General features: G+C 67.2%; 22 protein-coding genes and 1 tRNA gene. 12 read left to right on the plus strand and 11 right to left on the minus strand.

The window, feature by feature from the left end:
- The first annotated feature begins 8 nt into the window (after nucleotides 1-8).
- The 5 genes from PT85_RS10990 to PT85_RS11010 all read left to right on the plus strand — a co-directional run bounded on the left by PT85_RS10990 (nucleotide 9) and on the right by PT85_RS11010 (nucleotide 3,796).
- Complete coding sequence (locus PT85_RS10990) at nucleotides 9-761, plus strand: ABC transporter substrate-binding protein (protein ID WP_027591506.1); 753 nt, start codon at nucleotides 9-11, stop codon at nucleotides 759-761.
- A 51-nt stretch (nucleotides 762-812) separates the two neighbouring features.
- Nucleotides 813-1,508: an ABC transporter permease gene (locus tag PT85_RS10995; RefSeq protein ID WP_027591507.1), complete on the plus strand. Its 696-nt coding sequence runs from the start codon at nucleotides 813-815 to the stop codon at nucleotides 1,506-1,508.
- A complete protein-coding gene (locus PT85_RS11000) occupies nucleotides 1,505-2,194 on the plus strand; it encodes an ABC transporter permease (RefSeq protein ID WP_039606656.1) in 690 nt (229 codons plus the stop codon). Before PT85_RS10995 ends, PT85_RS11000 begins: the two co-directional genes overlap by 4 nt.
- A 48-nt stretch (nucleotides 2,195-2,242) precedes the next feature.
- The gene (locus PT85_RS11005; protein ID WP_039606657.1) at nucleotides 2,243-3,466 is read left to right on the plus strand and encodes a methyltransferase; all 1,224 of its coding nucleotides are present in this window, start codon (nucleotides 2,243-2,245) and stop codon (nucleotides 3,464-3,466) included.
- Nucleotides 3,467-3,720: 254 nt separating this feature from the next.
- Nucleotides 3,721-3,796: transfer RNA gene (locus PT85_RS11010), tRNA-Thr, on the plus strand.
- A 96-nt stretch (nucleotides 3,797-3,892) separates the two neighbouring features.
- Here PT85_RS11010 and PT85_RS11015 read toward each other — a convergent pair.
- A complete protein-coding gene (locus tag PT85_RS11015; RefSeq protein ID WP_039606658.1) occupies nucleotides 3,893-7,702 on the minus strand; it encodes a DUF3427 domain-containing protein in 3,810 nt (1,269 codons plus the stop codon).
- A 330-nt stretch (nucleotides 7,703-8,032) separates the two neighbouring features.
- Between PT85_RS11015 and PT85_RS11020 the strand changes: the two genes are divergently transcribed.
- The 6 genes from PT85_RS11020 to PT85_RS11045 all read left to right on the plus strand — a co-directional run bounded on the left by PT85_RS11020 (nucleotide 8,033) and on the right by PT85_RS11045 (nucleotide 15,679).
- Nucleotides 8,033-9,544 carry a CoA-acylating methylmalonate-semialdehyde dehydrogenase gene (locus PT85_RS11020; RefSeq protein ID WP_039606659.1) on the plus strand — a complete coding sequence of 504 codons (1,512 nt, stop codon included), beginning with the start codon at nucleotides 8,033-8,035 and terminating at the stop codon, nucleotides 9,542-9,544.
- A gap of 62 nt (nucleotides 9,545-9,606) precedes the next feature.
- Nucleotides 9,607-10,503: a 3-hydroxyisobutyrate dehydrogenase gene (gene mmsB, locus PT85_RS11025; protein WP_039606660.1), complete on the plus strand. Its 897-nt coding sequence runs from the start codon at nucleotides 9,607-9,609 to the stop codon at nucleotides 10,501-10,503.
- A complete protein-coding gene (locus tag PT85_RS11030; RefSeq protein ID WP_039606661.1) occupies nucleotides 10,500-11,552 on the plus strand; it encodes an enoyl-CoA hydratase/isomerase family protein in 1,053 nt (350 codons plus the stop codon). Before mmsB ends, PT85_RS11030 begins: the two co-directional genes overlap by 4 nt.
- A 15-nt stretch (nucleotides 11,553-11,567) precedes the next feature.
- The gene (locus PT85_RS11035; RefSeq protein ID WP_039606662.1) at nucleotides 11,568-12,719 is read left to right on the plus strand and encodes an acyl-CoA dehydrogenase family protein; all 1,152 of its coding nucleotides are present in this window, start codon (nucleotides 11,568-11,570) and stop codon (nucleotides 12,717-12,719) included.
- Between the two features lie 128 nt (nucleotides 12,720-12,847).
- Nucleotides 12,848-14,500: a long-chain fatty acid--CoA ligase gene (locus PT85_RS11040; RefSeq protein WP_407681089.1), complete on the plus strand. Its 1,653-nt coding sequence runs from the start codon at nucleotides 12,848-12,850 to the stop codon at nucleotides 14,498-14,500.
- A gap of 111 nt (nucleotides 14,501-14,611) precedes the next feature.
- Complete coding sequence (locus PT85_RS11045) at nucleotides 14,612-15,679, plus strand: CaiB/BaiF CoA transferase family protein (protein WP_039606664.1); 1,068 nt, start codon at nucleotides 14,612-14,614, stop codon at nucleotides 15,677-15,679.
- Between the two features lie 20 nt (nucleotides 15,680-15,699).
- On the opposite strand, the gene PT85_RS11050 is transcribed toward PT85_RS11045, so the two are convergent.
- From PT85_RS11050 to PT85_RS11065, 4 genes are all read right to left on the minus strand, one after another.
- A complete protein-coding gene (locus PT85_RS11050) occupies nucleotides 15,700-16,887 on the minus strand; it encodes an acetyl-CoA C-acyltransferase (RefSeq protein WP_039606665.1) in 1,188 nt (395 codons plus the stop codon).
- A 15-nt stretch (nucleotides 16,888-16,902) separates the two neighbouring features.
- Nucleotides 16,903-17,670: an SDR family NAD(P)-dependent oxidoreductase gene (locus tag PT85_RS11055; protein ID WP_039606666.1), complete on the minus strand. Its 768-nt coding sequence runs from the start codon at nucleotides 17,668-17,670 to the stop codon at nucleotides 16,903-16,905.
- 70 nt (nucleotides 17,671-17,740) lie between these two features.
- Nucleotides 17,741-18,784: an AraC family transcriptional regulator gene (locus tag PT85_RS11060; protein WP_052237662.1), complete on the minus strand. Its 1,044-nt coding sequence runs from the start codon at nucleotides 18,782-18,784 to the stop codon at nucleotides 17,741-17,743.
- Entirely contained in the window at nucleotides 18,781-19,671 is an 891-nt protein-coding gene (locus PT85_RS11065; protein ID WP_039561082.1) for a LysR family transcriptional regulator, read from the minus strand. Before PT85_RS11065 ends, PT85_RS11060 begins: the two co-directional genes overlap by 4 nt.
- 116 nt (nucleotides 19,672-19,787) lie before the next feature.
- Between PT85_RS11065 and PT85_RS11070 the strand changes: the two genes are divergently transcribed.
- Nucleotides 19,788-20,567, plus strand: a complete 780-nt coding sequence (locus PT85_RS11070; RefSeq protein ID WP_039606667.1) for an enoyl-CoA hydratase — start codon at nucleotides 19,788-19,790, stop codon at nucleotides 20,565-20,567.
- Nucleotides 20,568-20,611: 44 nt separating this feature from the next.
- On the opposite strand, the gene paaY is transcribed toward PT85_RS11070, so the two are convergent.
- The 6 genes from paaY to PT85_RS11100 all read right to left on the minus strand — a co-directional run bounded on the left by paaY (nucleotide 20,612) and on the right by PT85_RS11100 (nucleotide 26,004).
- Entirely contained in the window at nucleotides 20,612-21,211 is a 600-nt protein-coding gene (gene paaY, locus PT85_RS11075; protein ID WP_039561087.1) for a phenylacetic acid degradation protein PaaY, read from the minus strand.
- Between the two features lie 28 nt (nucleotides 21,212-21,239).
- Nucleotides 21,240-22,250 carry a branched-chain amino acid ABC transporter permease gene (locus PT85_RS11080; protein ID WP_039606668.1) on the minus strand — a complete coding sequence of 337 codons (1,011 nt, stop codon included), beginning with the start codon at nucleotides 22,248-22,250 and terminating at the stop codon, nucleotides 21,240-21,242.
- A 2-nt stretch (nucleotides 22,251-22,252) separates the two neighbouring features.
- A complete protein-coding gene (locus PT85_RS11085) occupies nucleotides 22,253-23,140 on the minus strand; it encodes a branched-chain amino acid ABC transporter permease (RefSeq protein ID WP_027589062.1) in 888 nt (295 codons plus the stop codon).
- A 76-nt stretch (nucleotides 23,141-23,216) separates the two neighbouring features.
- Nucleotides 23,217-24,431: an ABC transporter substrate-binding protein gene (locus tag PT85_RS11090; protein WP_039606669.1), complete on the minus strand. Its 1,215-nt coding sequence runs from the start codon at nucleotides 24,429-24,431 to the stop codon at nucleotides 23,217-23,219.
- An 86-nt stretch (nucleotides 24,432-24,517) separates the two neighbouring features.
- On the minus strand, nucleotides 24,518-25,234 hold the full coding sequence (locus PT85_RS11095) for an ABC transporter ATP-binding protein (RefSeq protein ID WP_039606670.1): 717 nt from the start codon (nucleotides 25,232-25,234) through the stop codon (nucleotides 24,518-24,520).
- Nucleotides 25,231-26,004, minus strand: a complete 774-nt coding sequence (locus PT85_RS11100; RefSeq protein ID WP_039606671.1) for an ABC transporter ATP-binding protein — start codon at nucleotides 26,002-26,004, stop codon at nucleotides 25,231-25,233. The genes PT85_RS11095 and PT85_RS11100 overlap by 4 nt, the downstream gene beginning before the upstream one ends.
- Between the last annotated feature and the right edge of the window lie 6 nt (nucleotides 26,005-26,010).

Here is a 26,010-nt window from a genome sequence, read left to right on the forward strand (position 1 = left end):
AACACCGCATGCAGACCTACAAGAAGTTCCTGCTGGCCGCCGCCGCCACCCTGGCCATCGGCAGCCAGGCCGTCGCGGCAGAGAAGCTCAAGCTCGGCACCGAAGGCGCCTACCCTCCCTTCAACCTGATCGACGCCAGCGGCCAGGTGGTCGGCTTCGACATCGAAATCGGCCAGGCGCTGTGCGCCAAGATGAAGGTCGAATGCGAAGTCGTCACCTCCGACTGGGACGGCATCATCCCGGCGCTGAACGCCCGCAAGTTCGACTTCCTGATCGCCTCCATGTCCATCACCGAAGAGCGCAAGCGCGCCGTCGACTTCACCGAGCCCTACTACACCAACAAGCTGCAGTTCGTGGCGCCCAAGTCGGTGGACTTCAAGACCGACCAGAACAGCCTCAAGGGCAAGGTGATCGGTGCACAGCGCGCCACCATAGCCGGCACCTGGCTGGAGGACAACCTGGCCAAGGTGGTCGACGTGAAGCTCTACGACACCCAGGAGAACGCCTACCTGGACCTGGCCTCCGGCCGCCTGGACGGCATCCTCGCCGACACCTTCGTGCAGTGGGAATGGCTCAAGAGCGACGCCGGCAAGGACTTCGAGTTCAAGGGCGACCCGGTGTTCGACAACGACAAGATCGGCATTGCCGTGCGCAAGGGCGACCCGCTGCGCGAGCGCCTGAACACCGCGCTGAAGGAAATCGTCGCGGACGGTACTTACGAAAAGATCAACGCCAAGTACTTCCCGTTCAGCATCTATTGATCGACCCCCGGCGCGCCTTAGGGCGCGCCGGCCTCACGCTAGCTTTTCCTCATGATCTTCGACCTCCACGGATTCGGCCCCGCGCTGCTGGCCGGCACGCTGATGACCATCCAGCTCGCCCTGGCCTCCCTGGCGCTGGGCCTGGTCCTCGGCCTGCTCGGTGCGCTGGCCAAGACCTCGCCCCTCAAGCCCCTGCAATGGCTGGGCGGCACCTACTCCACCCTGGTGCGCGGCGTGCCCGAGCTGCTCTGGGTGCTGCTGATCTATTTCGGCACGGTGGGCCTGATGCGCAGTCTGGCCGACCTGCTGGGCATGGAAAGCCTGGAGCTTTCCGCCTTCGCCGCCGGCACCATTGCCCTGGGGCTGTGCTTCGGCGCCTACGCCACCGAGGTCTTCCGGGGCGCCATCCTGGCCATACCCAAGGGTCACCGTGAAGCCGGCCTGGCGCTGGGCCTGTCGGCTCCGCGCATCTTCTGGCGGCTGATCCTGCCGCAGATGTGGCGCATCGCCCTGCCCGGCCTCGGCAACCTGTTCATGATCCTCATGAAGGACACCGCGCTGGTCTCGGTGATCGGTCTGGAAGAGCTGATGCGCCGCTCGCAGATCGCCGTGACCGCCAGCAAGGAGCCGTTCACCTTCTACATGGTGGCGGCGCTGATCTACCTCGGCCTGACCGTCGTCGCGATGATCGGCCTGCATTTCCTTGAGCGGCGCGCCAGCCGCGGCTTCGTGAGGAGCGCGGCATGAACTGGGATGTGATCATTCAATACCTGCCGCGCCTGCTCGACGGCGCGGTGCTGACCCTGCAGCTGGTAGCCATTTCCGTGCTGCTCGGGCTGATCCTGGCCCTGCCGATGGGCATCGCCCGTGCCTCGCAGAACCTCTACCTGCGCGCCCTGCCCTACGCCTACATCTTCTTCTTCCGCGGCACTCCGCTGCTGGTGCAGCTGTTCCTCGTCTATTACGGCATGGCGCAGTTCGATGTGGTGCGCCAGAGCGCGCTGTGGCCGTACCTGCGTGACCCGTACTGGTGCGCCATCATCACCATGACGCTGCACACCGCCGCCTATATCGCCGAAATCATTCGCGGCGCCATCCAGGCGGTGCCGCCCGGCGAAGTGGAGGCGGCGCGGGCCCTGGGCATGTCGCGCACGCAGACCCTGCTACACGTCACCCTGCCGCGCGCCATCCGCATCGGCCTGCCGGCCTACAGCAATGAAGTGATCCTGATGCTCAAGGCCAGCGCCCTGGCCAGCACCATCACCCTGGTGGAACTCACCGGTGCGGCGCGCACCATCATCGCGCGCACCTACCTGCCGGTGGAGTTCTTCTTCGCCGCCGGGGTGATCTACCTGATCATCGCCTTCGTGCTGGTGCAGGGATTCAAGCTGCTGGAACGCTGGCTGCGCGTGGACGCCTGCCAGGGACGCTGACCCTTTCGCACGCCCCTCGCCCGAGGGGCGCGCCTTTCCAAATCCATCATGCTCACCGGTCCCGATCTGCTCGCCCGCTTCCAGGCCCTGGACGATTTCCTGATCGCCCACCAGGCGCTCTGGCGCCCCAAGCCCTTTACCCACCTGCACCTGCCTTGGGAAGCGGAGCATCCCCGTCTGGCCGCCTGGCTGCGCGCACGCACGCTGGAGCAAGCCGACGCCGACCAGTCCCACCCGGAGCGCCTGCCCGCCCCAGCCCCATTTCCGGAGCTGGCCGCCACCGCCTGGGAACTCGGCCGAATCGACGACTTGCCACGCCGCGTCGGCACGGAGCCGCCCGCACGCCTGAGTGTCGATGTGCCAGGTCGCAAATGGCAGCAGATCCGCGCCTTCGCCGACACCCTGCAGTTCGCCGAACGCCCCAGGCACTGGCTGGACTGGTGCTCCGGCAAGGGCCATCTCGGCCGTCTGCTGGCCCAGGACGGCGCCCGCCTCACGTGCCTGGAATACGATCCCTCGCTGGTGGAAGCCGGCGCCGCGCTCAGCCAGCGCCAGCAGCTGCAGGCCCGACATCTCCAACAGGACGTGCTCGCCGCCGACGCCGTCCAGCAGCTAGCGCCCGAACACAGCCCGGTGGCCCTGCATGCCTGCGGCGACCTGCATGTGCGCCTGCTGCAACTGGCCAGCCAGCGCGGCTGCGCGCACCTGGCCGTGGCGCCCTGCTGCTACAACCGCATCGGCACCGGCGAATACCAGCCGCTGTCGGCAGCGGCCCGCGATTCCGAGCTGCGGCTCAGCCGCGATGACCTGGCCCTGCCCCTGTGCGAAACCGCCACCGCCGGCGCCCGGGTACGTCGCCAGCGCGATCAGTCCATGGCGCGCCGACTGGCCTTCGACCTGCTGCAGCGCCAACTGCGCGGCCGCGACGAATACTTGCCCACCCCGTCGCTCCCGAGCCACTGGCTGGACAAGCCCTTCGCCCAGTACTGCCACGACCTCGCCGAGCTCAAGCAACTGCCCAAGCCGGGCAAACAGGACTGGGCCGCACTGGAGAGCGCCGGCTGGCAGCGCCTGGCCGAAGTGCGCAACCTGGAGCTGCTACGCAACCTGTTCCGCCGCCCAATGGAGCTCTGGCTGGTTCTCGACCGGGCCCTGTTTCTGGAGGAACAGGGCTACCAAGTGCGACTGGGCCAGTTCTGCGAACACCGGCTCACGCCCCGCAACCTGCTCCTCCTCGCCGAGCGCAACGATGCCCACAGAATCTGTGGATAACTCTGTGAGCGAGTTTGGGGTAAGCCCCGCAAAAGCCCGCCGCGCGGGCCTTTGCCCGCACTGATCCATTTCTGAACAGTCCGAAAATAACCAGCAAAAACAATAAGTTGCGAAATCGGCCGAACGCTTCACAAATTCCATCTCACAGCGTGTGGATTTCATTCGCTTTGTGCATAAGGCCCGCCGGCCGTGACCCCATCGACAGCACAGCGGTTTACTCCCGCGCCCCGGTCGGTATAATGCCCGACGTTTTCGCCGGTATAGCTCAGCTGGTAGAGCAACTGACTTGTAATCAGTAGGTCCCGGGTTCGATTCCTGGTGCCGGCACCATCAAAATCAAAAAAGGCTCACCTTCGGGTGGGCCTTTTTCGTTTTTGGAATCTGCGCCCCAATGGGCGCGCCACGCGCTTGCGGTAGACCTTATACCTATTGCTGCAGCTCGAACCGCACACTCATCGGCTTACTCCCGCTGTGGCTCTGATAGTTCACCTGCCCGTAATAGCGGAAGGGAGCGGCCTTGCCGTTCTCTAGCCTGTTTTCACGCACAAAGAGGTGCAGAGCAATGCCCAACGCTGCGTGGTTGATGATTTCCTGGCCGCGTTTGTTGCCCGGCGCCGTCTGGTTCTGCGTTTGCCAATGGAAATGTCGCTCGTCAATCCAATGGTCTTGGTAGCGCAGGTCATCGGCCTTGCCTTGTTTATTCAGCGTCACCAACAGCACATGGGCATTGCACTCCGGAATCACCACATGCCCGCTGTTCCAGCTTCCAGCATTGAACTCGGAACCAAACAGCGCCGGGATTTCCTCGCGCATAAAGCATTGGCCAACCTGCATCTCTAACGGGTCGATAACGGCTTTGAGGCGAGCGAAGGTGCGGAACTGCTCTTGCAGTTCATCGCTGACCAGAATGTCGGCGTAGTCGGGATTATGGGCGCGCAGGCGGTATTGGCCGCTGGGGTCCTTGAGGACCTTACGTAGCAGATATTGGTTATCGCCGGTTTCGTCTTGGCGCTCGATGGCCATGACGTCGCCTGTGATCTTGCCGGCGCTTTCGCTACTAATGACTTCCAGCAGCAGGTAATCCCCATCCTTGATCGGTTGCTTGCCGCCGTTCATGGAATTCCCGGCGGCGCGGGCTAGGAAGTGGCGGGAGGGGTCCAGGTTGCCGTAGGCCCTGCCGATCGAGCGGTATTCCTCGTAATCGGCACGGCTAGTACGGAAGTGGCCGCAGGCGATTTGCAGGCTGGGGAAATAGGCCAGCTCCACCTGTTCCGGGCGGCTCGACAATGGATGCACAGTGGCGCTCGGCAGGCTGGCGCGGGCCGCATAGGTAGTCAGGCGATAATCCACCAGTTCTTGTACCAGCTCACTCAGCGGCGCTATCGCCGCCTCCTCGACCGGGACATTGCCGATAAACAGTCCCTCTTCAACGCTGAAATAGCGGCCACCGCTCCAGGCGCTGATTGGATTCTTTTTCCAATAGGCCAACCAATCGCCGGGCGCCCCACTCATGCCTTGATAGTCGTCGGGCAGATCGCCGAGCAACGGGCGACGGCGCTGCAGCACCTGCCAGGAACGTTCGGCCAGCCGCTTCAGGCTGACCGCCTCGCGCCAGCCATCCAGTTCCAGAAATGCCTCCAGCAAGACCATCTTGTAGCTCTTGGTCATGGCGGTGGTTTCCAGCTCGCGCAGGAAGTCACCATGCTTGCCGATGATCGTGCGCTCTGCTTCCGACAGTTCGCTTTCCTCGGCGGCCACCAGGGCGAACCAATGTCCAAACTGGCGGCGCATGTCTTGTAGGCTGGCGCCCGAACGATAGAACTCCGTCAGGCTGGGCCGCCGGCCCAAGGTATCGCGCAGGCTGCGGTAGTCGGTTTGCAGGCTATCGCTGTCCAGCGACTTGAGGAAATCGATAAAGCGCAGGTCGTAGTTCACGAAGCAGCCTTCCGGCAACTCCAGTCGACCCTGTTCCGCCTGACGGGCGAACTCGGCCAATTGGCGGCGGTTCATGCTCTGGTTCATCAACGCCATTGGCTTGTGCAGGAAGCTCTGGTGGTTGGCGACGAAATCCAGCACCACCAGTTTGTCCTTGCCCTCAGCCTTGCGCAGACCGCGCCCGAGTTGTTGCAGAAAGAGGATTTTCGATTCGGTGGGACGCAGCATCATCACCGTATCAATCACCGGCAAGTCGACGCCTTCGTTGAACAGGTCGACGGAGAACAGCACCTGCAACTCCCCAGCGCGTAATTGCTCCAGCGCTTCGCCCCGCGACAAATGCGAGTCCGCGTACACCGCCGCCGCACGGATGCCTTCTTTGCGGAAATGCTCGGCCATGTAATCGGCGTGCCGGGTGGAGACGCAAAACGCCAAGGTGCGCGCTTGCGCATGCAAGCGCCACTGGCTCAGTGCATGCCGGGCGCGGCCGAGGGTGGCCAGTTTGTTGGCCAAAAGCTCGGGATCGAAGCGGCCGTTGCGCCACGGAATGCCCTGGTAATCCACGTCACTGTCGAAGATGCCGTAGTAGTGGAACGGCACCAGCAGCCTCTCGCTCACGCCGCTAAACAGATCGCTTTCGTAGACCAGGTTGTCATCGCACAGCGCAAGAATATTGGCGTTGTCGGTGCGATCTGGCGTCGCGGTCAGGCCAAGCAGGAATGCAGGTACGAAATGCTGCAGCAGGCGGTGATAGGTCGGCGCCGAGGCGTGGTGAAATTCGTCGACCACGATGTAATCGAAGTGTTGAGGCCTGAAGCGCTCCAAGTGCTCGAGCTTGCCGAGCGTTTGCACCGACGCGCACAGGACGTCGACCTGACTGTCGCGCTGCTGGCCGCGATAGAAGCCGACCCGCGCCGAGGGCTGAATGCGCGTGAAGGTCGCCGCCGCCTGATTGAGGATTTCCTCGCGGTGGGCAACGAACAGCACGCGACGCGCGCCCATTTGCTTGACGTCGAAGGCGGCCAGCCAGGTTTTACCTAAGCCCGTAGCCAACACCACCAGCCCACGCATATAGCCTTGCTCACGGGTAGCGCGTAGCGCGTGCAGCGCTTCCTGCTGCACCTTGCTAGGCACCGGCGGGGGTTCATGTTCGGTGCTGCCCGGCTCGATCTGCTGCACAGGCTTGATGCGCCGCCGCTCATAGGCGTCGATCCACGCATCGCTCAGCGTGATGCAACGCGGGTGTTCGAACAGTTCATCGAAACGCCGGCAGGCCTCCAGATAGCCATCGTCACCGGGGTAATTGATTCGATAGTTCCACTCCAGTCCCTGCTGCAGCGCCTGCCGGCTGATATTGCTGGAGCCAATAAACGCGCGCCCCCAGTCCAGCCCGCTGAACAGGTAGGCCTTGAGATGAAAACTGCTGCCAGCGCTCTGGTAGATGCGCACCTGCGCGCCCTGCTCGGCCAGCAGCATTAGTAGGCGCAAGGCCTCCGGGTCGGTGACGTCCAGATAATCGCTAGTCAGGATGCGCACCTGCGCGGAAGGCAGCGCCGCCTCGTTGCGCTGCAGCGATTCCAGCAGGTCGGGCAATAACAGACGCAGGCCGGTGGTCTTGATGAAGGCCACCGCCATGTCGACCCGGTGCGCTTGGTGAATGGCGGCGCACAGGTACGGCAGGAAGGGATTGTCGTCGCCGCCGGTCACCAGTTTGCTGGCGGCCTTATGCAGCAGGACGTTCAGCCACTGTTCATCCCGGCCCGGCCGCTGGTCCGGAGTCAGCCAACAGGTCGTGCGACTCAGGCTGGGAAGCGTCCGGGTCCAGACGCCAATGCGTGTTTCATCCGCATCGGTGAAGTGGCGGCCATGGTGTTGGCGTTCGCCCTGCCCCCATTTGAAGCTGCAATACAGCAATCCGCCAGGCTTGAGCGCCCGCCACAGGCGCGCAAAGGCCTCTGGCAATTGGCGTTCGGGCACGTGCAGCAAGCTGGCGCAGGCCCAGATGCCGTCATAGCGTTCGATCTCCTCAACCTCATCGAAGCGCTTTACCGGAACGGTGAAGCCCAGCAGTTGGCTGGCACGGCTGGCCAATTGTTCGCTGGCATCGAAGGCGCTGACCTGATAGCCCTGCTTCTGAAACGCCCGGGCATCGCGGCCGGAGCCGCAACCAGCATCGAGAATACGGGCATTAACCGGCAACCCGGCAAGGAAGGGCACGTAAAGGCTGCGCATGTCGACGTGCAGCGTGTCGTCGACGAATTGCTGGGCGTGGCGGTTGTAATAGGCCTCGGTACTGCTCACCTAAACACTCCGAAAAAGCTGACTGCCAGGCTTCAGCCCGCAGCTTGGATAGGGAGGCAGAGCATTGGAAGGCTGCAGCGGTAGAAACCATCCCTTGGGTGCCACGATCTGCCATGAGATCGCCACCTTATGCGTGTCTTCATGTACGGGTAAAGGGCGACGTGCGGTTGAGCTGCGATCCCCCCACCAGAGGCATCGCTCTATCGCCCATCGTGCATTTCCGCACACCCCCTATGCGCCAACCCACATTGATGTCGGCAATTCTGCACCCTAGGATCAAGTCAAAGGCTCACACCCATCCCATAACAAAATCTTCAGGACGGACAGCCCATGCCCCAGCCCAGTGTCATTCCAACCGTCAAACTCCTGATCGGCGGCAAGCTGGTCGAGTCGTCCACCAGCCACTGGCGCGATGTCGTCAATCCGGCCACGCAGGAAGTGCTGGCGCGGGTGCCGTTCGCCACCGAGGCGGAGATGAACGCGGCGGTCGCCAGCGCCAAGGAAGCCTTCAAGACCTGGCGCAAGACGCCGATCGGCGCGCGGGCACGGATCTTCCTCAAGTACCAGCAACTGATCCGCGAGCACATGCGGGAGCTGGCGGCGATCCTCACCGCCGAGCAGGGCAAGACCCTGCCGGATGCCGAGGGCGATGTGTTCCGCGGCCTGGAGGTGGTCGAGCATGCTGCCGGCATCGGCAATCTGCAGCTGGGCGAGCTGGCCAACAACGTGGCCGGCGGCGTGGATACCTACACCCTGCAGCAGCCGCTCGGCGTGTGCGCCGGCATCACGCCGTTCAACTTCCCGGCGATGATTCCGCTGTGGATGTTTCCGATGGCCATCGCCACCGGCAACACCTTCGTGCTCAAGCCGTCCGAGCAGGACCCGATGGTCACCATGCGCCTCGCCGAGCTGGCCCTGGAGGCCGGCGTGCCGCCGGGCGTGCTCAACGTCATCCACGGCGGCGCCGACGCGGTGAACCTGATCTGCGATCACCCGGATATCAAGGCCGTCTCGTTCGTCGGCTCGACCAGGGTCGGCACCCACGTCTACAACCGCGCCAGCCAGGCCGGCAAGCGCGTGCAGTGCATGATGGGCGCGAAGAACCACGGCATCGTGCTGCCCGATGCGCACAAGGAGCAGACGCTCAACAACCTGGTCGGCGCGGCCTTCGGCGCGGCCGGCCAGCGCTGCATGGCGCTGTCGGTGGTGATCCTGGTCGGCGAGGCGCAGGGCTGGTTGCCGGAGCTGGTGGCCAAGGCCAGGACCCTGAAGGTGAATGCCGGTGTCGAGGGCGGCACCGACGTCGGCCCGGTGGTGTCCCGCGCGGCGCTGGAGCGCATCGGCGCGCTGATCGAGCGCGGCATCGGCGAAGGCGCCGAACTGGTGCTCGATGGCCGCCAGCCGCAGGTCGCCGGCTACCCGCAGGGCAATTTCATTGCGCCGACGATCTTCTCCGGGGTCACCGCCACGATGGACATCTACCGCGAGGAAATTTTCGGCCCGGTGCTCTGCGTGATGCAGGCCGCCAGCCTCGATGAGGCCATCGCGCTGATCAACGCCAACCCCAACGGCAACGGCACGGCGCTGTTCACCCGCTCCGGCGCGGCGGCGCGGCACTTCCAGGAAGAGATCGACGTCGGCCAGGTCGGCATCAACGTGCCGATCCCGGTGCCGGCGCCGATGTTCTCCTTCAGCGGTTCGCGCGCTTCCAAGCTCGGCGACCTCGGGCCCTACGGCAAGCAGGCGGTGCAGTTCTACACGCAGACCAAGACCGTGACCCAGCGCTGGTTCGACGAGAACGAAGTCGGCGGCGCGGTGAACACCACCATCACGCTGAAATGACCGCCACCGGCGCCCCGCCCTTGCGCGCCGGCGCCGGGCCAACAACAACAAGGAACACGGCCATGCATATCGGTTTTCTCGGACTCGGCAACATGGGCGGGCCGATGGCTCGCAACCTGCTCAAGGCCGGCCACCGGCTCAGCGTCTACGACCCTTCCGCCACCGCGGTCGCCGGGCTGGCGGAAGCCGGCGCGCAGCCGGCCGACTCCCCCGCCGCCGTCGCCCGGGCGGGCGTCGAGGCGATCATCACCATGCTGCCGGCCGCCGCGCAGGTGCGGCAGGTCTACCTCGGCGATGACGGGCTGCTGGCCCATGTACCGGCCGGCGTGCTGCTGATCGACTCCTCCACCATCGACCCGATGAGCGCTCGCGAGGTGGCCGCCGCCGCTGCCCGCAACGGCAATCCGATGGTCGATGCGCCAGTGTCCGGCGGCACCGTCGGCGCCGCGGCCGCCACCCTGACCTTCATGGTCGGCGGCAGCGAGGCGCAGTTCCAGCAGGCCCAGCCGATCCTCTCGGCGATGGGCAGGAACATCGTGCACTGCGGCGCCAGCGGCAACGGCCAGGTGGCCAAGGTCGCCAACAACATGCTGCTGGGCATCTCGATGATCGGCGTCGCCGAGGCCATGTCGCTGGGCGTGGCGCTGGGCATGGACGCCAAGGTGCTGGCCGGGGTGATCAATTCCTCCAGCGGCCGCTGCTGGAGCTCGGAGGTCAACAACCCGTTCCCCGGCGTGCTGGAGAACGGCCCGGCGTCGCGCGGCTACAGCGGCGGCTTCGGCACCGACCTGATGCTCAAGGACCTCGGCCTGGCCAGCGAGGCGGCCAAGCAGGTGCGCCAGCCGGTGATCCTCGGCGCGCTCGCCCAGCAGCTCTACCAGGCCAGCAGCCTGCGCGGCCAGGGGGCGCTGGACTTCTCGGCGATCATCCGCCTGTACCGCCCGGAGGACGCGACATGAGCCAGGACGCTCCGATCCTCGTCGAGCTGCGCAACCGCGTCGGCTATCTGACCCTCAACCGCCCCGCCGGGCTGAACGCGCTGACGCTGCCGATGGTGCGCATCCTGCATCGCCAGCTGCAGGCCTGGGCGGACGATCCGCAGGTGGTCGCCGTGGTGCTGCGCGGCGCGGGGGAGAAGGCCTTCTGCGCCGGGGGCGACATCCGCTCGCTGTACGACAGCTACCGCAATGGCGAACGCCTGCACCGGGATTTCTTCGTCGAGGAGTACGCGCTGGACCAGTACATCCACGCCTACGCCAAGCCGCTGCTGGCGCTGATGCACGGCTTCGTGCTCGGCGGCGGCATGGGGCTGGTGCAGGGCGCGGCGCTGCGGGTGATTGGCGAACGCACGCGCATGGGCATGCCGGAAACAGCCATCGGCTATTTCCCGGACGTGGGCGCCAGCCACTTTCTGTCGCGCCTGCGCGGCAACCTCGGCATCTACCTGGGCGTGACCGGCAACCAGGTCGACTGCGCCGATGCGCTGTATGCCGGACTCGCCGATTACTGCCTGCCCGAGGCGCGCTTCGCCGAACTGGAACGGCGCCTGGACGAGCAGGACTGGCGCACGCCGGCCAGCCTGGTGCTGACCGCCCTGCTCGCCGAGCTGGGCAGCCAGGAGCTGCCGGAACCCTCGTTCAGCACTCTGTTGCCGGCCATCGAGCAACACTTCGCCCACGACAGCATCGCCGCCATCCGTGCGTCCCTGGCGAGCGAAAGCCGTGACGCCTACCGTGACTGGGCGGCGCACACCCTGCAGGTGATCGACAGCCGTTCGCCGCTGGCCGTCAGCGTCACCCTGGAAATGCTCCGGCGCGGTCGCGCGCTGTCGCTGGCCGAGTGCTTTCGCCTGGAGCTGCAGCTGGGCCGCCAGTGGTTCGACCGGGGCGACATCATCGAAGGCATCCGCGCGCTGATCGTCGACAAGGACAAGAACCCGAACTGGAACCCGCCGACACTGGCCGAGGTGACCCCCCAACGCATTGCCGCTTTCTTTGACGGCGCCTGAACGAGGATCAGCCCCATGCATGACATCGAACTGACCGAAGAGCAGCGCATGATCCGCGACCTGGCGCGCGACTTCGCCCGCGCCGAGATCGCGCCGAACGCCCAGGCCTGGGAAAAGGCCGCCTGGATCGACGACGCCACGGTGGCCAAACTGGGCGAGCTGGGCCTGCTCGGCATGATCGTCCCCGAGCGCTGGGGCGGCAGTTATATCGACTACGTCGCCTACGCCCTGGCGGTGGAGGAAATCTCCGCCGGCGACGGCGCCCTGGGCACGCTGATGTCCGTCCACAGCTCGGTGGGCTGCGGCCCCATCCTCAACTACGGCACGCCAGAGCAGCAGGACACCTGGCTGCCGGAGCTGGCCAGCGGTCGCGCCATCGGCTGCTTCGCCCTCACCGAACCGCACGCCGGCTCCGAAGCGCACAACCTGCGCACCCGCGCGGTGCTGGACAACGGCGACTGGGTGCTCAACGGCACCAAGCAGTTCGTCAGCAACGGCAAGCGCGCGAAGATCGCCATCGTGTTTGCCGTCACCGATCCGGAGCTGGGCAAGAAGGGCCTGTCCGCCTTTCTGGTGCCCACCGACACGCCCGGCTTCATCGTCGACCGCACCGAGCACAAGATGGGCATCCGCGCCTCCGACACCTGCGGCGTGACGTTGCGCGACTGCCGGGTGCCGGCCGCCAACCTGCTCGGCCCGCGCGGCAAGGGCCTGGCCATCGCGCTGTCCAACCTGGAGGGCGGGCGCATCGGCATCGCCGCCCAGGCGCTGGGCATCGCTCGGGCCGCCTTCGAAGCGGCGCTGGTCTATGCCCGCGAGCGCATCCAGTTCGACAAGCCGATCATCGAGCACCAGAGCGTCGCCAACCTGCTGGCCGACATGCACACCCGGATCAACGCCGCGCGCTTGCTGATCCTGCACGCCGCGCGGTTGCGCAGCGCCGAGTTGCCGTGCCTGTCGGAAGCCTCGCAGGCCAAGCTGTTCGCCTCGGAAATGGCCGAGTACGTCTGCTCCAAGGCCATGCAGATCCATGGCGGCTACGGCTACCTGGAGGACTATCCGGTGGAACGCTACTACCGCGATGCGCGCATCACGCAAATCTACGAGGGCACCAGCGAGATCCAGCGCCTGCTGATCGCCCGCGAGCTGCGCAACTACGGCGTCTAGGCACGGCCCCGCTGGAGACAGGGAGGAACGACGACTTCGATCTGCACGCGCACGGGCGGCCGGTCCGCTCTGCGTCGGCCCCGGGCATCGGGGCCGCATCCGAGACAACAATAATAAGGACGACGACGATGCTTACTGGAACGATGCAACAGACCCCGCTGATGCTCAGCGCCATCCTCACCCACGCCGCCATGGCCCACGGCGACCGGGAAATCGTCTCGCGGCTGGTCGACGAACCCCTGTGGCGCTATGACTACGCGGGCCTGGCCAGACGCGCCGGCCAGGCCGCCTCGATGCTGCACCGTCTTGGCGTGCGGGCGGGCGACATGGTTTCCTCCCTGGCCTGGAACACCCACCGTCACTTCGAGCTGTTCTTCGCCGTGCCCGGCATCGGCGCCGTGCTGCACACCGCCAATCCGCGGCTGTCCGACGAGCAGATCATCTATACGCTCAACCACGCCGGCAGCGGCGTGCTGCTGTTCGATCGCAACTTCCTGGCCCTGGTCGAACGCCTGCGCCCGAAGCTGGAGCGCATCCATACCTTCATCATGCTGTCCGATGCGCAGCGCACCGAGCCGGGCACGGTCGGCGCGCTGAGCTATGAAACGCTGATCGCCGACGCGCCGCCGCTCACCGACTGGCCGCAGTTCGACGAGAACGCCGGGGCGATTCTCTGCTACACCTCTGGCACCACCGGCCACCCGAAGGGCGTGCTCTACAGCCACCGCTCGATCGTCCTGCACGCCATGGCGGCCGGGCTCAGCGGCGCCTTCGGCTTCTCGGCGTTCGACTGCATCATGCCCTGTTCCTCGCTGTACCACGGCACCGCCTGGGGCGTGCCCTTTACCGCGGCCATCAACGGCTGCAAGTTCGTCCTGCCGTGCGACAAGATGGATGGCGCCAGCCTGCAGGAGCTGATCCAGAACGAGGGCGTGACCTTCTCCGGCGGCGTGCCGACCATCTGGACCATGTACCTGGACTACCTGGAACGCACCGGGGAAGACGCCGGCAAGCTGGAGCGCCTGGTGATCGGCGGTTCGGCGGTGCCCAGGGTCATGGCGCAGAAATTCCAGACCCGCTACGGCGTGAGCGTGCGCCAGCTGTGGGGCATGACCGAGACCAGCCCGCTGGGCGTGGTCGCCACGCCGACGCCGAAGCTCGAGGCGCTGGGCCAGGCCGCCGCCGACGAGGTGATCTGGACGCGCCAGGGGCGCCTGCAGTTCGGCATCGAGCTGAAGATCGTCGACGAGTCGGGCCGCGAGCTGCCCCATGACGGCGTCAGTTCCGGCAACCTGCTGGTGCGCGGCCCCTGGACCGTGGAGCGCTACTTCCGCAGCGAAACCAGCGCGCTGGACGCCGACGGCTGGTTCAACACCGGCGACATCGCCACCCTGGATGCCAACGGCTTCATGCGCATCACCGACCGCAGCAAGGACGTGATCAAGTCCGGCGGCGAATGGATCAGCTCCATCGACATCGAGAACATCGCCGTGGGCTGCCCGGGCGTGCGCATCGCCGCGGTGGTCGGCGTCACCCATCCCAAGTGGGAGGAACGCCCGGTGCTGATCATCGAGCCCCACGACGGCGTGGAGATCTGCGCCACCACGGTGCTCGGCCACCTGGAGCCGCACATCGTCAAATGGTGGATTCCGGACGCGGTGATCATCGACACGGTGCCGCTCACCGCCACCGGCAAGATCGACAAGAAGCGGCTGCGCGACCGCTACCGCTCGTACCTGCTCGATCTGGAGACCGGCGAAACGAGCGCGGCGAGCCTGTAGGGCGAACCGCAGGGCGGATCGTGCGTCATCGATCCGCCCTGCGGGGACGCGGTGGATGTGGAAAAGCGACATCCACCCTACGGATAACGTGACGACCGTCAGGAACACGCCATGTCGGACACCCCTACCCAAGGCCCGTTGCGCGGCCTGCGTGTGCTGGAATTCGCCGGCATTGGTCCCGGCCCGCATTGCGCCATGCTGCTCGCCGACCTGGGCGCCGAGGTGCTGCGCATCGAGCGCGAAGGCGGCAACGGCTGGCCCAATCCGGTGGTCGATCGCGGTCGCAAGCGGCTGACCCTGGACATCCGCAGCGATGCCGGGCGCGAACGCTGCCTGGCGCTGGCCGAGAACGCCGATGTGCTGATCGAGGGCTTCCGCCCCGGGGTGATGGAGCGTCTCGGGCTCGGCCCGCAGCCGATGCACGCGCGCAATCCGCGCCTGGTGTACGGGCGCATGACCGGCTGGGGCCAGGACGGCCCGCTGGCCCACAGCGCCGGGCATGACATCAATTACCTGGCCCTCAGCGGCGCGCTGGCCGCCATCGGCACGCCCGACGGGCCGGCGACTCCGCCGCTCAACCTGGTCGGCGACTTCGGCGGCGGCTCGCTGTACCTGGCGTTCGGCATCCTCGCCGCGCTGTGGGAACGCGAGCGTTCGGGGCAGGGCCAGGTGGTCGACGCGGCCATCGTCGATGGCGTGTCCTCGATGATGAGCTTCTTCGCCGGCCTGCTGCCCGGCGGCCGGATTTCCCTGGAGCGCGAGCGTAACCTGCTGGGCGGCGCCGCCCCGCATTACCGCTGCTACCGCTGCGCCGACGGCCGCGAGATCGCCATCGGCCCGCTGGAGCCGCAGTTCCTCGCCGAGTTGCTGCGGCGCATCGAGGCGCCGGCGGAGCTGCTCGCCGGCTGCGCCGACCCGGACCACTGGCCGGAACAGGGCCGCGAACTTGCAGACTTGTTCGCCCGCAAGACGCAGGCCGAGTGGTGCGCGCTGCTGGAAGGCAGCGACGCCTGTTTCGCCCCGGTGCTGACCCTGGCCGAAGCCGCGCGGCATCCGCACATGCGCCAGCGTGGCGTGTACCGCGACATCGACGGCGTGCTGCATGCCGCCCCGGCGCCGCGCTTCTCGCGCACGCCGGGAGCGATCCGGGGCTCAGTGGCAGCGAACGACTGGGACTGAGCGCCGCCCCGCGAACGCCATCAATCCAGCCGCTCGATGGCCATGGCGGTGGCCTCGCCGCCGCCGATGCAGATCGCCGCGATGCCCTTGCGCAGGCCGCGTTCGCGCAGCGCGGCGAGCAGGGTGACCAGGATCCGCGCGCCCGAGGCGCCGATCGGATGGCCGAGGGCGCAGGCGCCGCCGTTGACGTTGACCCGGGCGTGGTCCAGCCCGAGCTGGCGCATGGTGACCATGCTCACCACCGCGAAGGCCTCGTTGATCTCGAACAGGTCCACCTCGTCGAGGTGCCAGCCGGTGCGAGCCAGCAGGGCCTGGATGGCGCCGATCGGCGCAGTCGGGAACAGGTTCGGCGCATCGGCGAACTCCGCATGGCCGCGAATCACCGCCTGCGCCTTCAGGCCCAGGCGCTCGGCGACCGAATGCCGGGTCAGCACCAGCGCGGCGGCGCCGTCGGAAATCGAGCTGGAGTTGGCAGCCGTCACCGTACCGCCATCGCGAAACGCCGGCTTGAGCGTGGGGATCTTCTCCGGGTTGGCCTTGGGCGGCTGCTCGTCGTCGGCGATGGTCCGCTGCTCGCGGCCGCGGGTGACCGTCAGCGGCACGATCTCGCTGGCGAAGTGGCCGCCGCTGATCGCCTCGCGGGCGCGCAGCAGCGAGGTCAGCGCGTAGGCGTCCTGCTCCGCGCGGCTGAAGCCGTGGCTCTGCGCGCAGTCCTCGGCGAAGGTGCCCATCAGGCGGCCCTTGTCGTAGGCATCCTCCAGGCCGTCGAGGAACATGTGGTCGAGCAGTCTGCCGTGGCCCATGCGGTAACCGCCGCGGGCCTTTTCCAGCAGGTATGGCGCGTTGGACATGCTCTCCATGCCGCCGGCCACCACCAGGTCGACACTGCGGGCGCGCAGCACGTCGTGGGCGAAGATCGCCGCCTGCATGCCGGAGCCGCACATCTTGTTCAGCGTGGTGCAGGCGGTGCCCAGGTCCAGGCCGGCGCCTAGGGCCGCCTGGCGGGCCGGCGCCTGGCCCAGGCCGGCCGGCAGCACGCAGCCCATCAGCACCTGCTGCACGCGCTCGGGCGCCACGCCGCTGCGCTCGACCGCCGCGCGAATGGCGGCGGCGCCCAGTTGCGGGGCGCTGAGGCTGGCGAGGTCGCCCTGGAAGCCGCCCATCGGCGTGCGCGCGCTGCCAAGAATCACTACCGGATCGCTGTGCATGGGGTTCACCTCTCTTTATTTCGCGGTCATGCGCAGGGCGCCGTCCAGACGGATCACTTCGCCGTTGAGCATGTCGTTCTCGACGATCTGCCGCACCAGGGCCGCAAATTCGGCCGGACGGCCCAGGCGCGGGGGAAAGGGCACGCCGGCGGCCAGCGCATCGCGCACCTCCTGCGGCATGCCGGCCATCATCGGCGTCTCGAACACGCCCGGGGCGATGGTCATCACGCGGATGCCGTAACGCGCCAGTTCGCGCGCGGCGGGCAACGTCAGGGCGACGATGCCGCCCTTGGACGCCGCATAGGCCGCCTGCCCGATTTGACCATCGAAGGCGGCGATCGATGCGGTGTTGATGATCACCCCGCGATTGCCCTGCGCGTCCGGCGCCCCCTCGGCGATCGCCTCGGCGGCCAGGCGCAGCATGTTGAAGCTGCCGATCAGGTTGAGGCCGATCACCCGGGCGAAGCTGTCCAGGCCATGCGGCCCCTGGCGACCGAGGATGCGCTCGCCGCTGGCCACCCCCGCGCAGTTGACCAGGCCGTGCAACGCGCCGAAATGCTCCCGCGCCGCGTTCACCGCGGCCTGGGCGGCCGCCGCGTCGCACACATCGGTGACCACGCCGCGCGCATGGGCGCCCAGGGCGCGCACGCGCGCATCCAGCGCCTCGGCGTTGATGTCCGCCAGCAGCACCCGGGCGCCGGCCGCCAGCAGCCCTTCGGCCGCCGCCGCGCCGAGGCCCGAAGCGCCCCCGGTGATCAGGAAAACCTTGTCCTTGATGTCCATGGCACCGCCCTCGCAATCAGGTCCGCGTCATCTTCGGCAGCCCCAATGGCGCGGACAATGGTCGCTCGTCTCAATCTGCCTGACCGTTTTCGCCAATCGGCGCGCCGAGGATCAGTGCGCGGTACTGGCCCGGATTGGTGCCGGTCCACTTGCGAAACGCCCGGTAGAACGAGCTGGCCTCGGCAAAGCCCAGGCGCTCGGCGATCTGCGTGTAGGTGAGCGTCGCATCGGCCAGCCACAGCGTGGCCATCTCCTGGCGCACCAGATCCTTGATCGCCTGGTACGGCAGGCCGGCCTCTGCGAGGCGGCGACGCAGGGTCGAGGGCGACAGGCAGTACTGCCGCGCCAGTTGCTCGCCGCTCGGCCACTGCTCGGCCGGCAGGGCGCGCAACTGGGCCTTGATGCGGCTGGCCAGACTGCCGGTGTCGCGGTAGCGGACCAGGATGTTGGCCGGCGCCTGGGCCAGGAAGGCCTGCAGTTCCGCTTCGCTGCGGCGCACCGGCAGGTCCAGTGCGGCGGCGGCGAAGATGATCCGCGTGCGGCCCTGGGCGAAGCGCAGGTTGTCGGAGAACATCACCCGATAGTCGTCGGTGTAGGCCGGTTCGGCGCAGCGCAATTCGACGGCCAGCAGCGGGATGCGCCGCCCGGTCAGCCAGCAGGCCAGACCGTGCAGGAGCATCCAGAAGGTGAAATAGCCGAACGCGCGCAGCGGCCGCTCGTCAGCCTCCAGCAGGACGACCTCCGCCAGGCTCTGGCTGCGCTGCAGGTCGGCGCGGAAGCGCTCGAAGGCCAGGGCGAAGAACTCCAGGGCCACCCGCAGCGCGCGTTCCAGGGTCGGCTGGCCCATCGCCGCGCGGCAGACGAAGGCGAAGCTGCCCGCGCGCAGCCGCCGCGCATCCATGCCGAAGAACTCGTCGTCGAAGTGCCGCGCCAGTCGGCGCCACAGCCGGCTGTACTGCGCCACCTCGACCCGCGCCTCGGCGTCGCGCAGGTCGATCGACGCCATTCCAAGCTGGCGCAGCAGGTCCTCGGCCGGTCGCTGCGGCGAGGTGAAGGCCAGCAGCGCCTGCTCCACCAGCCGCACGGAAATGCTGCCCCGGCCGTCGCGGCTCATGCGCGGCCCATCATCAGGTCGTGGCTGCTGGCCGCGACTTCGCGCAGGAAATCCCAGCACACGCGCATGCGCGCCAGGTCCTTGTTTTCCACCGGCATGAGCATCCAGAAGGTGCGGGTGAACTCGATCTCGTCGACCAGCACGCCCTTGAGCAGCGGCTCGCGGCGCGCGGCGAACGCCGGCAGGATCGCCAGCCCGGCGCCGGCGGCGACGGCCTCCTGCTGGGCGAGGATGCTGGTGCTGCGCAGCGAGTGCTGGCGCGGCCGGACGATTTCGTCGAGGTAGAACAGCTCCTTGCTGTACAGCAGGTCCTCGATGTAGCTGACGAACACGTGCTCGCCGAGGTCTTCGCGGCTGCGGATCGGCGGGTGGGACGCCAGGTAGGCTTCCGAGGCGTACAGGCGCAGCACGTAGTCGGTGAGTTTGGTGATCACGTAGGGCCCGCGTTCGGGGCGCTCCAGGGTGATGACGATGTCCGCCTCGTTGCGCGCCAGGCGCACCGAGCGCGGCACCGCCAGCAGGTCCACGCCCAGGTGCGGGTAGCTGCGCGTCAGGCTGGCCAGGTGGCCGGCGAGCATCAGCGTGCCGTAACCCTCGGTGGCGCCGATGCGCACCTGCCCGGAGAGGCGGTCGGCGCTCAGGCTCGGTTGCTCGATGGAGGCGACGGCGCTTTCCATCGCCTCGGCCTGGGCGAGCAGTTCGCGTCCGGCCTCGGACAGGCGATAGCCGGCCTTGGCGCGGATGAACAACTGGCGGTCGAGGGCCTTCTCCAGCGCCTGCACGCGCCGCGCCACCGTGGTGTGGTCGACGCCCAGGCGCCGCGCGGCCGCGGTCAGCCGGCCGGCACGCGCCAGTTCGAGGAAGTAACGCAGGTTGTCCCAATCCACAGCCGCCTCCGAATACCATCCGTGCAAAAACGCAGATTACCTCTGCGTCCAGCACCGTGGGTTTACGATATTCCCGCTGCTAGCATCGGGCCTCGACCTCATCACAAGGAACCGCCATGAGCCCAGCCAAGATTCAGCTCGCCATGCACGGGCACACCGCCCTGTTGACCATCGCCAACCCGCCGGCCAACACCTGGGACCGCGAATCGCTGGCCGCCCTGGAGCAGTTGATCGGGCAGCTCAACGACGACCCGAATGTCTACGCGCTGGTCATCACCGGCCAGGGCGACAAGTTCTTCTCCGCCGGGGCCGATCTCAAGCAGTTCGCCGACGGCGACAGGACCGCCGCCCGCGAGGTCGCCGAGCTGTTCGGCCGCGCCTTCACGGCGCTGAGTCAGTTCCGCGGCGTGTCCATCGCCGCGATCAACGGCTACGCCATGGGCGGTGGCCTGGAATGCGCGCTGGCCTGCGACATCCGCATCGCCGAGGAGCAGGCGCAGATGGCGCTGCCGGAAGCCAGCGTCGGCCTGCTGCCGTGCGCTGGCGGCACCCAGAACCTGCCGTGGCTGGTGGGCGAGGGCTGGGCCAAGCGCATGATCCTCTGTGGCGAGCGCGTCAGCGCGCAGAAGGCCGAGCGCATCGGCCTGGTCGAGGAAGTCGTGCCGCGCGGCGAGGCGCTGGCGTTCGCCCTGCAACTGGCCGAACGCGTGCACGCGCAGAGTCCCTCCTCGGTCAGCCGCTGCAAGCGCCTGGTGATGAACGCGCGCAGCGCGCCGCATGCCGAGGGCTGGGCCGCCGAGCGGGATCTGTTCGTCGAGCTGTTCGATACCCGCGACCAGCGCGAAGGCGTGAATGCCTTCCTGGAAAAGCGCAGCGCGCACTGGCAGAACGCCTGAGCCCGGCGCAGCCCCGCCACCGCGGGGCTGCCTGCCCGCCGGCATCAGGGCTGCCGTTCCGCCTTGGGCCGCAGCGCGCTCGACCAGACATGCCGACGGCCCGGCTCCGGCGCGCTCAACGGCTGGCATTCCACCAGGCTCTCGCGGCAGCGCTGGGCGAGCAGCTGATACTCGCGCGTGGCGGCCTGCTTCCAGGCGACTTCCTCGTCGCCGAGCAGGCGCTTCACGCTGGCCGGCGTGCCCATCACCAGCGATTGCGGCTCGCAGACGAAGCCCGCCTTGACGAAGGCCGAGGCCGACACGAACGAGCGCGCGCCGATCGAGGCGCGATCCATCACCACCGCGTTCATGCCGATCAGCGCATCGGCGCCGATCCGGCAGCCGTGGATCACCGCGCCATGGCCGATATGGCCGTGCCGCTCGACCACCGTGTCGCTGTCCGGGAAGCCATGCATGACGCAGGTGTCCTGCAGGTTGGCGCCCTCCTCCAGGACGATGCGCCCGAAGTCGCCGCGCAGGCTGGCCAGCGGGCCGACGTAGCAACCGGGGCCGACGATCACATCGCCGATGAGCACCGCGGTGGGGTGCACGAAGGCGCTGGGATGCACCACCGGCGTCAGGCCATCGAGGCTGTAACAGGGCATGGCGATTCTCCTGTGCCGAGGGGGCGGCTCACTTGAAGTTGCGCTTCACCAGGCGCTCCAGCCAGCCGACGATGCCGGAGCGGAACAGCAGCACGCAGAGCACGAAGATCATCCCGAGGATCACATGCACCCACTCGCCCAGCGGGCCGTTGGACAGCGAGCTCTGCAGCGTGACCACCACGGTGGCGCCGACCAGCGGGCCGAGCAGCGTGCCCACGCCGCCAAGCAGGGTCATCAGGATCACTTCGCCGGACATGTGCCAGTGCGCATCGGTGAGCGAGGCCAGCTGGAACACCACGGTCTTGGTCGCCCCCGCCAGGCCGGCCAGCGCCGACGAGATCACGAAGGCCAGCAGCTTGTGCGCATCGACGTTGTAGCCGAGCGACACCGCGCGCGGTTCGTTCTCGCGGATCGCCTTGAGCACCTGGCCGTAGGGCGAATGAATGGTGCGCTGGATGACCGCGAAGCCGAACACGAACACCGCCAGCACGACGTAGTACAGCGCCAGGTTGTTGCGCATGTCGATCAGGCCGAACAGGTGGCCGCGCGGTACGCCCTGCAGGCCGTTCTCGCCGCCGGTGAACGGCGCCTGGACGAAGACGAAGAACACCATCTGCGCCAGCGCCAGGGTGATCATCGCGAAGTAGATGCCCTGCCTGCGGATCGCCAGCAGGCCGAAGATCAGCCCCAGCAGCGTCGAGGCCAGCGTGCCGGCGAGGATGCCCAGCTCGGTGCTCAGCCCGCTGTACGTGCTCAGCATGTGACCGGTGATGTAGCCGCCACAGGCGAAGAACGCCGCGTGGCCGAAGGACAGCAAGCCCGCGTAGCCGAGCAGCAGGTTGAAGGCGCAGGCGAACAGGGCGAAGCACAGCAGCTTCATCAGGAACACCGGGTAGATGGCCAGCGGCGCCAGCAGCGCCAGGCCCAGCAGCGCCAGGTAGAACAGCTGCCGGCGGCGCGTCGCGGCGCGGCGCCGTTCGCGTTCGACATTGGCCCGTACCGCCAGCGGCACCGCTGCAACGCTTTCTTGACTCGACATGCTCACGCCTCCTTACCGAACAGGCCCGCCGGACGCACCAGCAGCACCAGCACCATGATCACGAAGATCACCGTGTTGGCGGCCTCCGGATAGAACACCTTGGTCAGGCCTTCGATCAGGCCCATGGCCAGACCGGTGATGATCGCGCCCATGATCGAACCCATGCCGCCGATGACCACCACGGCGAACACCACGATCAGCAGGTTGGCGCCCATGCCCGGCGTCACCGCATAGATGGGCGCGGCCAGCACGCCGGCGAACGCGGCCAAGGCCACGCCGTAGCCGTAGGTGAGGGTGACCAGCAGCGGCACGTTGATGCCGAACGCCTGCATCAGCTTGGGGTTCTCGGTGCCGGCGCGCAGGTAGGAGCCCAGCCGGGTGCGCTCGATCATGTACCAGGTGGCGAAGCACACCAGCAGCGCGGCGACGATCACCCAGGCGCGGTAGGTGGGCAGGAACATGAAGCCCAGGTTGTAGCCGCCCTTGAGGGCCTCGGGCATCGGGTAGGACGAGCCGGAGACGCCGAACAGCTTGACGAAGCTGCCCTCGACGATCAGCGCCAGGCCGAAGGTCAGCAGCAGGCCGTAGAGGTGATCCTCACCGGCGATGCGCCGCAGCAGGCCGCGCTCGATGGCCATGCCCAGCAGGCCGATCAGCAGCGGCGAGAGCAGCAGCGCCGCCCAGTAGTTGACGCCCAGGTAGTTCAGGCCGAGGAACGCGGCGAAGGCGCCGAGCATGTACTGCGCGCCATGGGCGAAGTTGATGATGCGCAGCAAGCCGAAGATGATCGCCAGGCCAAGGCTCAACAGCGCGTAGAACGAGCCGTTGATCAGGCCGAGCAGCAGCTGCCCGAGCAGCACGCTCAGGGGGACGCCGAAAACGAGAGTCATGATTCACCACCGTCGTGAAGTTCCGCGGCACCCGCCGGCCTCTGACGGCCGGCGGGTGGGCTGGCTCAGCGCTCGCTCAGTTCTTGGCCACCAGCTTGCACTGGCTCTCGGCGAGCGGCCGGAAGGCTTCGTCGCCCGGGATGGTGCGGACCATCTGGTACAGGTCCCATTCGCCCTTGGACTCGGCCGGGGTCTTGACCTTGACCAGGTACATGTCGTGGACCATGCGGCCGTCCTCGCGGATGCGGCCGTTCTTGGCGAACATGTCGTTCACCGGGGTCTTGGCCATCTGCGCGCGCACGGTCGCGGTGTCGTCGCTGCCGGTCTGCTTCACCGCGTTCAGGTAATGGGTGGTGGCCGAGTAGATGCCGGCGTGCACCATGGTCGGCTTGCTGCCCACGCGCTTCTGGTAGCGCTCGGCCCAGGCGCGGGTTTCCTCGTTCATGTCCCAGTACCAGCCGGTGGTCAGCATCAGGCCCTGGGTCACCTCCAGGCCCATGGCATGGATGTCGTTGAGGAACACCACCATGCCGGCGAGCCGCTGGCCGGATTGCGTCACGCCGAATTCGCTGGCGGTCTTCAGCGAGTTGACGGTGTCGGCGCCGGCGTTGGCCAGGGCGACCACGTCGGCACCGGAACCCTGCGCCTGCAGGATGTACGAGGAGAAGTCGCTGCTCGGGAACGGGTGGCGCACGGCGCCGACCACGCTGCCGCCCTCGGCCTGGACCACCTTCTTGATGTCGGCTTCCATCGAGTGGCCGAAGGCGTAGTCGGCGGTGAGGATGTACCAGCTCTTGCCGCCGTCCTTGAGCACCGCGTTGGCGGTGCCGTTGGCCAGGGCGAAGGTGTCGTAGGTCCAGTGGATATGGTTGGGCGAGCAGTGCTCGTTGGTCAGGCTGGAGGCCGCCGCGCCGGAGATAAGCGCCAGCTTGCCGCCCTGCTCCACCACCTTGCTCGCGGCCAGCACCACGGAACTGGCGACCAGGCCGGTCACCATGTCGACGTTACGTTCGTCGATCCACTGGCGCACGGTGTTGGCACCGACGTCCGGCTTGTTCAGGTCGTCGGCGTTGAACAGCACGATCTTCCTGCCGTCGACCGTGCCCCCGAAGTCTTCCACCGCCATCTTCAGCGCCTCCAGGCCACCAGGGCCGGAGAGGTCGCGGTAGGTGCCGGACATGTCGGCGAGGTAGCCGATGCGGATCTCGTTGTTGCTGATCTGCGCCTGGGCAGTTGCGGCGATCAGGCTGGAAGCCAGGATGGCGCTGGCGCTGTTGCGGACAAAGTTCATGGCTCAAATCCCTCACGATTGTTTTTATTGTTTTACCGGCCGCATCCCGTGCGGCCGCTTGCTGCCTGCCTTGTCGAAAGCAGGGTTCACACCCCCAGACAACGGTTGAGAAAGTCCTTTCTGGCGTCCAGGTCCGCCGCCTTGATCTCCTCGACGATGCGGCCGTGTTCCATCACGTAGTGCCGGTCGGCCAGCGGCGCGGCGAAGCGAAAGTTCTGCTCCACCAGCACGATGGTCAGCCCGCGCTGCTTGAGCTTGATGAGCACCTCGCCGAGCTTCTGCACGATCACCGGCGCCAGGCCCTCGGTGATCTCGTCGAGCAGCAGCAGGTTGGCGCCGGTGCGCAGGATGCGCGCCATGGCGAGCATCTGCTGTTCGCCGCCGGACAGCCGCGTGCCCTGGCTGAAGCGGCGTTCGTAGAGGTTGGGGAACATCTCGTAGAGCTCGTCCAGGCCCATGCCGCCGCTGCGCACGGTGGGTGGCAGCAGGAGGTTTTCCTCGACGCTGAGGCTGGCGAAGATGCCGCGTTCCTCCGGGCAGTAGCCGACCCCCAGGCGCGGAATCTGGTGCGCCGGCATGCCGAGGGTCTCGTTGCCATTGACGAGGATCGAGCCGGTGCGCCGGCCGACCAGGTTCATGATGGCGCGCAGGGTGGTGGTGCGCCCGGCGCCGTTGCGCCCGAGCAGCGTGACCAGCTCGCCGCGCCCGACCACCAGGTCGACGCCATGCAGGATGTGCGATTCGCCGTAGAAGGCGTGCAGGTCGCTGACCTGCAGTTGATGACGCTCGGCGGTCGGTTTCATGGCTGGGCCTCCACGGCGGCGGCTTCGCTGCCCAGGTAGGCCTCGCGCACCTGCGGGTTGGCCGAAACGCTGTCGTAGTCGCCCTCGGCGAGCACCGCGCCGCGCGCCAGCACGGTGATGCGGTCGCACAGACGGCTGACCACGCTGAGGTTGTGCTCGACCATCAGCACCGTGCGGTTGACGGCCGCGCGGCGCACCAGGGCGACCACCATGTCGACGTCTTCGCTGCCCATGCCCTGGGTCGGCTCGTCGAGCAGCAGCACGACGGGGTCCAGCGCCAGGGTGGTGGCCAGCTCCAGCGCACGCTTGCGGCCGTAGGGCAGCTCGATGGCCAGCGTGTCGGCGAAGGATTCCAGGTCCACCTCGGCGAGCAGCTGCATGGCCTGCTCGTCGAGCGCGTGCAGGCTGCGCTCGGATTTCCAGAACTGGTAGGAATTGCCCAGCTTCTGCTGCAAGGCGACGCGCACGTTCTCCAGCACGCTCAGGTGGCCGAACACTGCGGAGATCTGGAACGAGCGCACCAGGCCGAGCCGCGCGATCTCGCTCGCCTTCATCGCGGTGATGTTCTTGCCGCGATAGAGGATCTCGCCACGGGTCGGCGTGAGGAACTTGGTAAGCAGGTTGAACACGGTGGTCTTGCCGGCCCCGTTGGGGCCGATCAAGGCATGGATGTGCCCCTGACGGACTTGCAGATCCACGGCGTCCACTGCGGTGAAGCCGCGAAACTCCTTGGTCAGGCCGCGCGTTTCCAGCACGAACTGCGATTCCATGGGATG

Origin of the sequence: Pseudomonas flexibilis (genome assembly GCF_000806415.1) — a bacterium.
Classification (GTDB): Bacteria; Pseudomonadota; Gammaproteobacteria; order Pseudomonadales; family Pseudomonadaceae; genus Serpens; species Serpens flexibilis.

Excerpts from the sequence above, each read along its gene's own strand:
- PT85_RS10990 (WP_027591506.1), top strand. The coding sequence starts at position 9 with ATGCAGACCTACAAGAAGTTCCTGCTGGCCGCCGCCGCCACCCTGGCC.
- PT85_RS10995 (WP_027591507.1), top strand. The coding sequence starts at position 813 with ATGATCTTCGACCTCCACGGATTCGGCCCCGCGCTGCTGGCCGGCACG.
- PT85_RS11000 (WP_039606656.1), top strand. The coding sequence starts at position 1,505 with ATGAACTGGGATGTGATCATTCAATACCTGCCGCGCCTGCTCGACGGC.
- PT85_RS11005 (WP_039606657.1), top strand. The coding sequence starts at position 2,243 with ATGCTCACCGGTCCCGATCTGCTCGCCCGCTTCCAGGCCCTGGACGAT.
- PT85_RS11020 (WP_039606659.1), top strand. The coding sequence starts at position 8,033 with ATGCCCCAGCCCAGTGTCATTCCAACCGTCAAACTCCTGATCGGCGGC.
- mmsB (WP_039606660.1), top strand. The coding sequence starts at position 9,607 with ATGCATATCGGTTTTCTCGGACTCGGCAACATGGGCGGGCCGATGGCT.
- PT85_RS11030 (WP_039606661.1), top strand. The coding sequence starts at position 10,500 with ATGAGCCAGGACGCTCCGATCCTCGTCGAGCTGCGCAACCGCGTCGGC.
- PT85_RS11035 (WP_039606662.1), top strand. The coding sequence starts at position 11,568 with ATGCATGACATCGAACTGACCGAAGAGCAGCGCATGATCCGCGACCTG.
- PT85_RS11040 (WP_407681089.1), top strand. The coding sequence starts at position 12,848 with ATGCTTACTGGAACGATGCAACAGACCCCGCTGATGCTCAGCGCCATC.
- PT85_RS11045 (WP_039606664.1), top strand. The coding sequence starts at position 14,612 with ATGTCGGACACCCCTACCCAAGGCCCGTTGCGCGGCCTGCGTGTGCTG.
- PT85_RS11050 (WP_039606665.1), bottom strand. The coding sequence starts at position 16,887 with ATGCACAGCGATCCGGTAGTGATTCTTGGCAGCGCGCGCACGCCGATG.
- PT85_RS11055 (WP_039606666.1), bottom strand. The coding sequence starts at position 17,670 with ATGGACATCAAGGACAAGGTTTTCCTGATCACCGGGGGCGCTTCGGGC.
- PT85_RS11060 (WP_052237662.1), bottom strand. The coding sequence starts at position 18,784 with ATGAGCCGCGACGGCCGGGGCAGCATTTCCGTGCGGCTGGTGGAGCAG.
- PT85_RS11070 (WP_039606667.1), top strand. The coding sequence starts at position 19,788 with ATGAGCCCAGCCAAGATTCAGCTCGCCATGCACGGGCACACCGCCCTG.
- paaY (WP_039561087.1), bottom strand. The coding sequence starts at position 21,211 with ATGCCCTGTTACAGCCTCGATGGCCTGACGCCGGTGGTGCATCCCAGC.
- PT85_RS11080 (WP_039606668.1), bottom strand. The coding sequence starts at position 22,250 with ATGTCGAGTCAAGAAAGCGTTGCAGCGGTGCCGCTGGCGGTACGGGCC.
- PT85_RS11085 (WP_027589062.1), bottom strand. The coding sequence starts at position 23,140 with ATGACTCTCGTTTTCGGCGTCCCCCTGAGCGTGCTGCTCGGGCAGCTG.
- PT85_RS11090 (WP_039606669.1), bottom strand. The coding sequence starts at position 24,431 with ATGAACTTTGTCCGCAACAGCGCCAGCGCCATCCTGGCTTCCAGCCTG.
- PT85_RS11095 (WP_039606670.1), bottom strand. The coding sequence starts at position 25,234 with ATGAAACCGACCGCCGAGCGTCATCAACTGCAGGTCAGCGACCTGCAC.
- PT85_RS11100 (WP_039606671.1), bottom strand. The coding sequence starts at position 26,004 with ATGGAATCGCAGTTCGTGCTGGAAACGCGCGGCCTGACCAAGGAGTTT.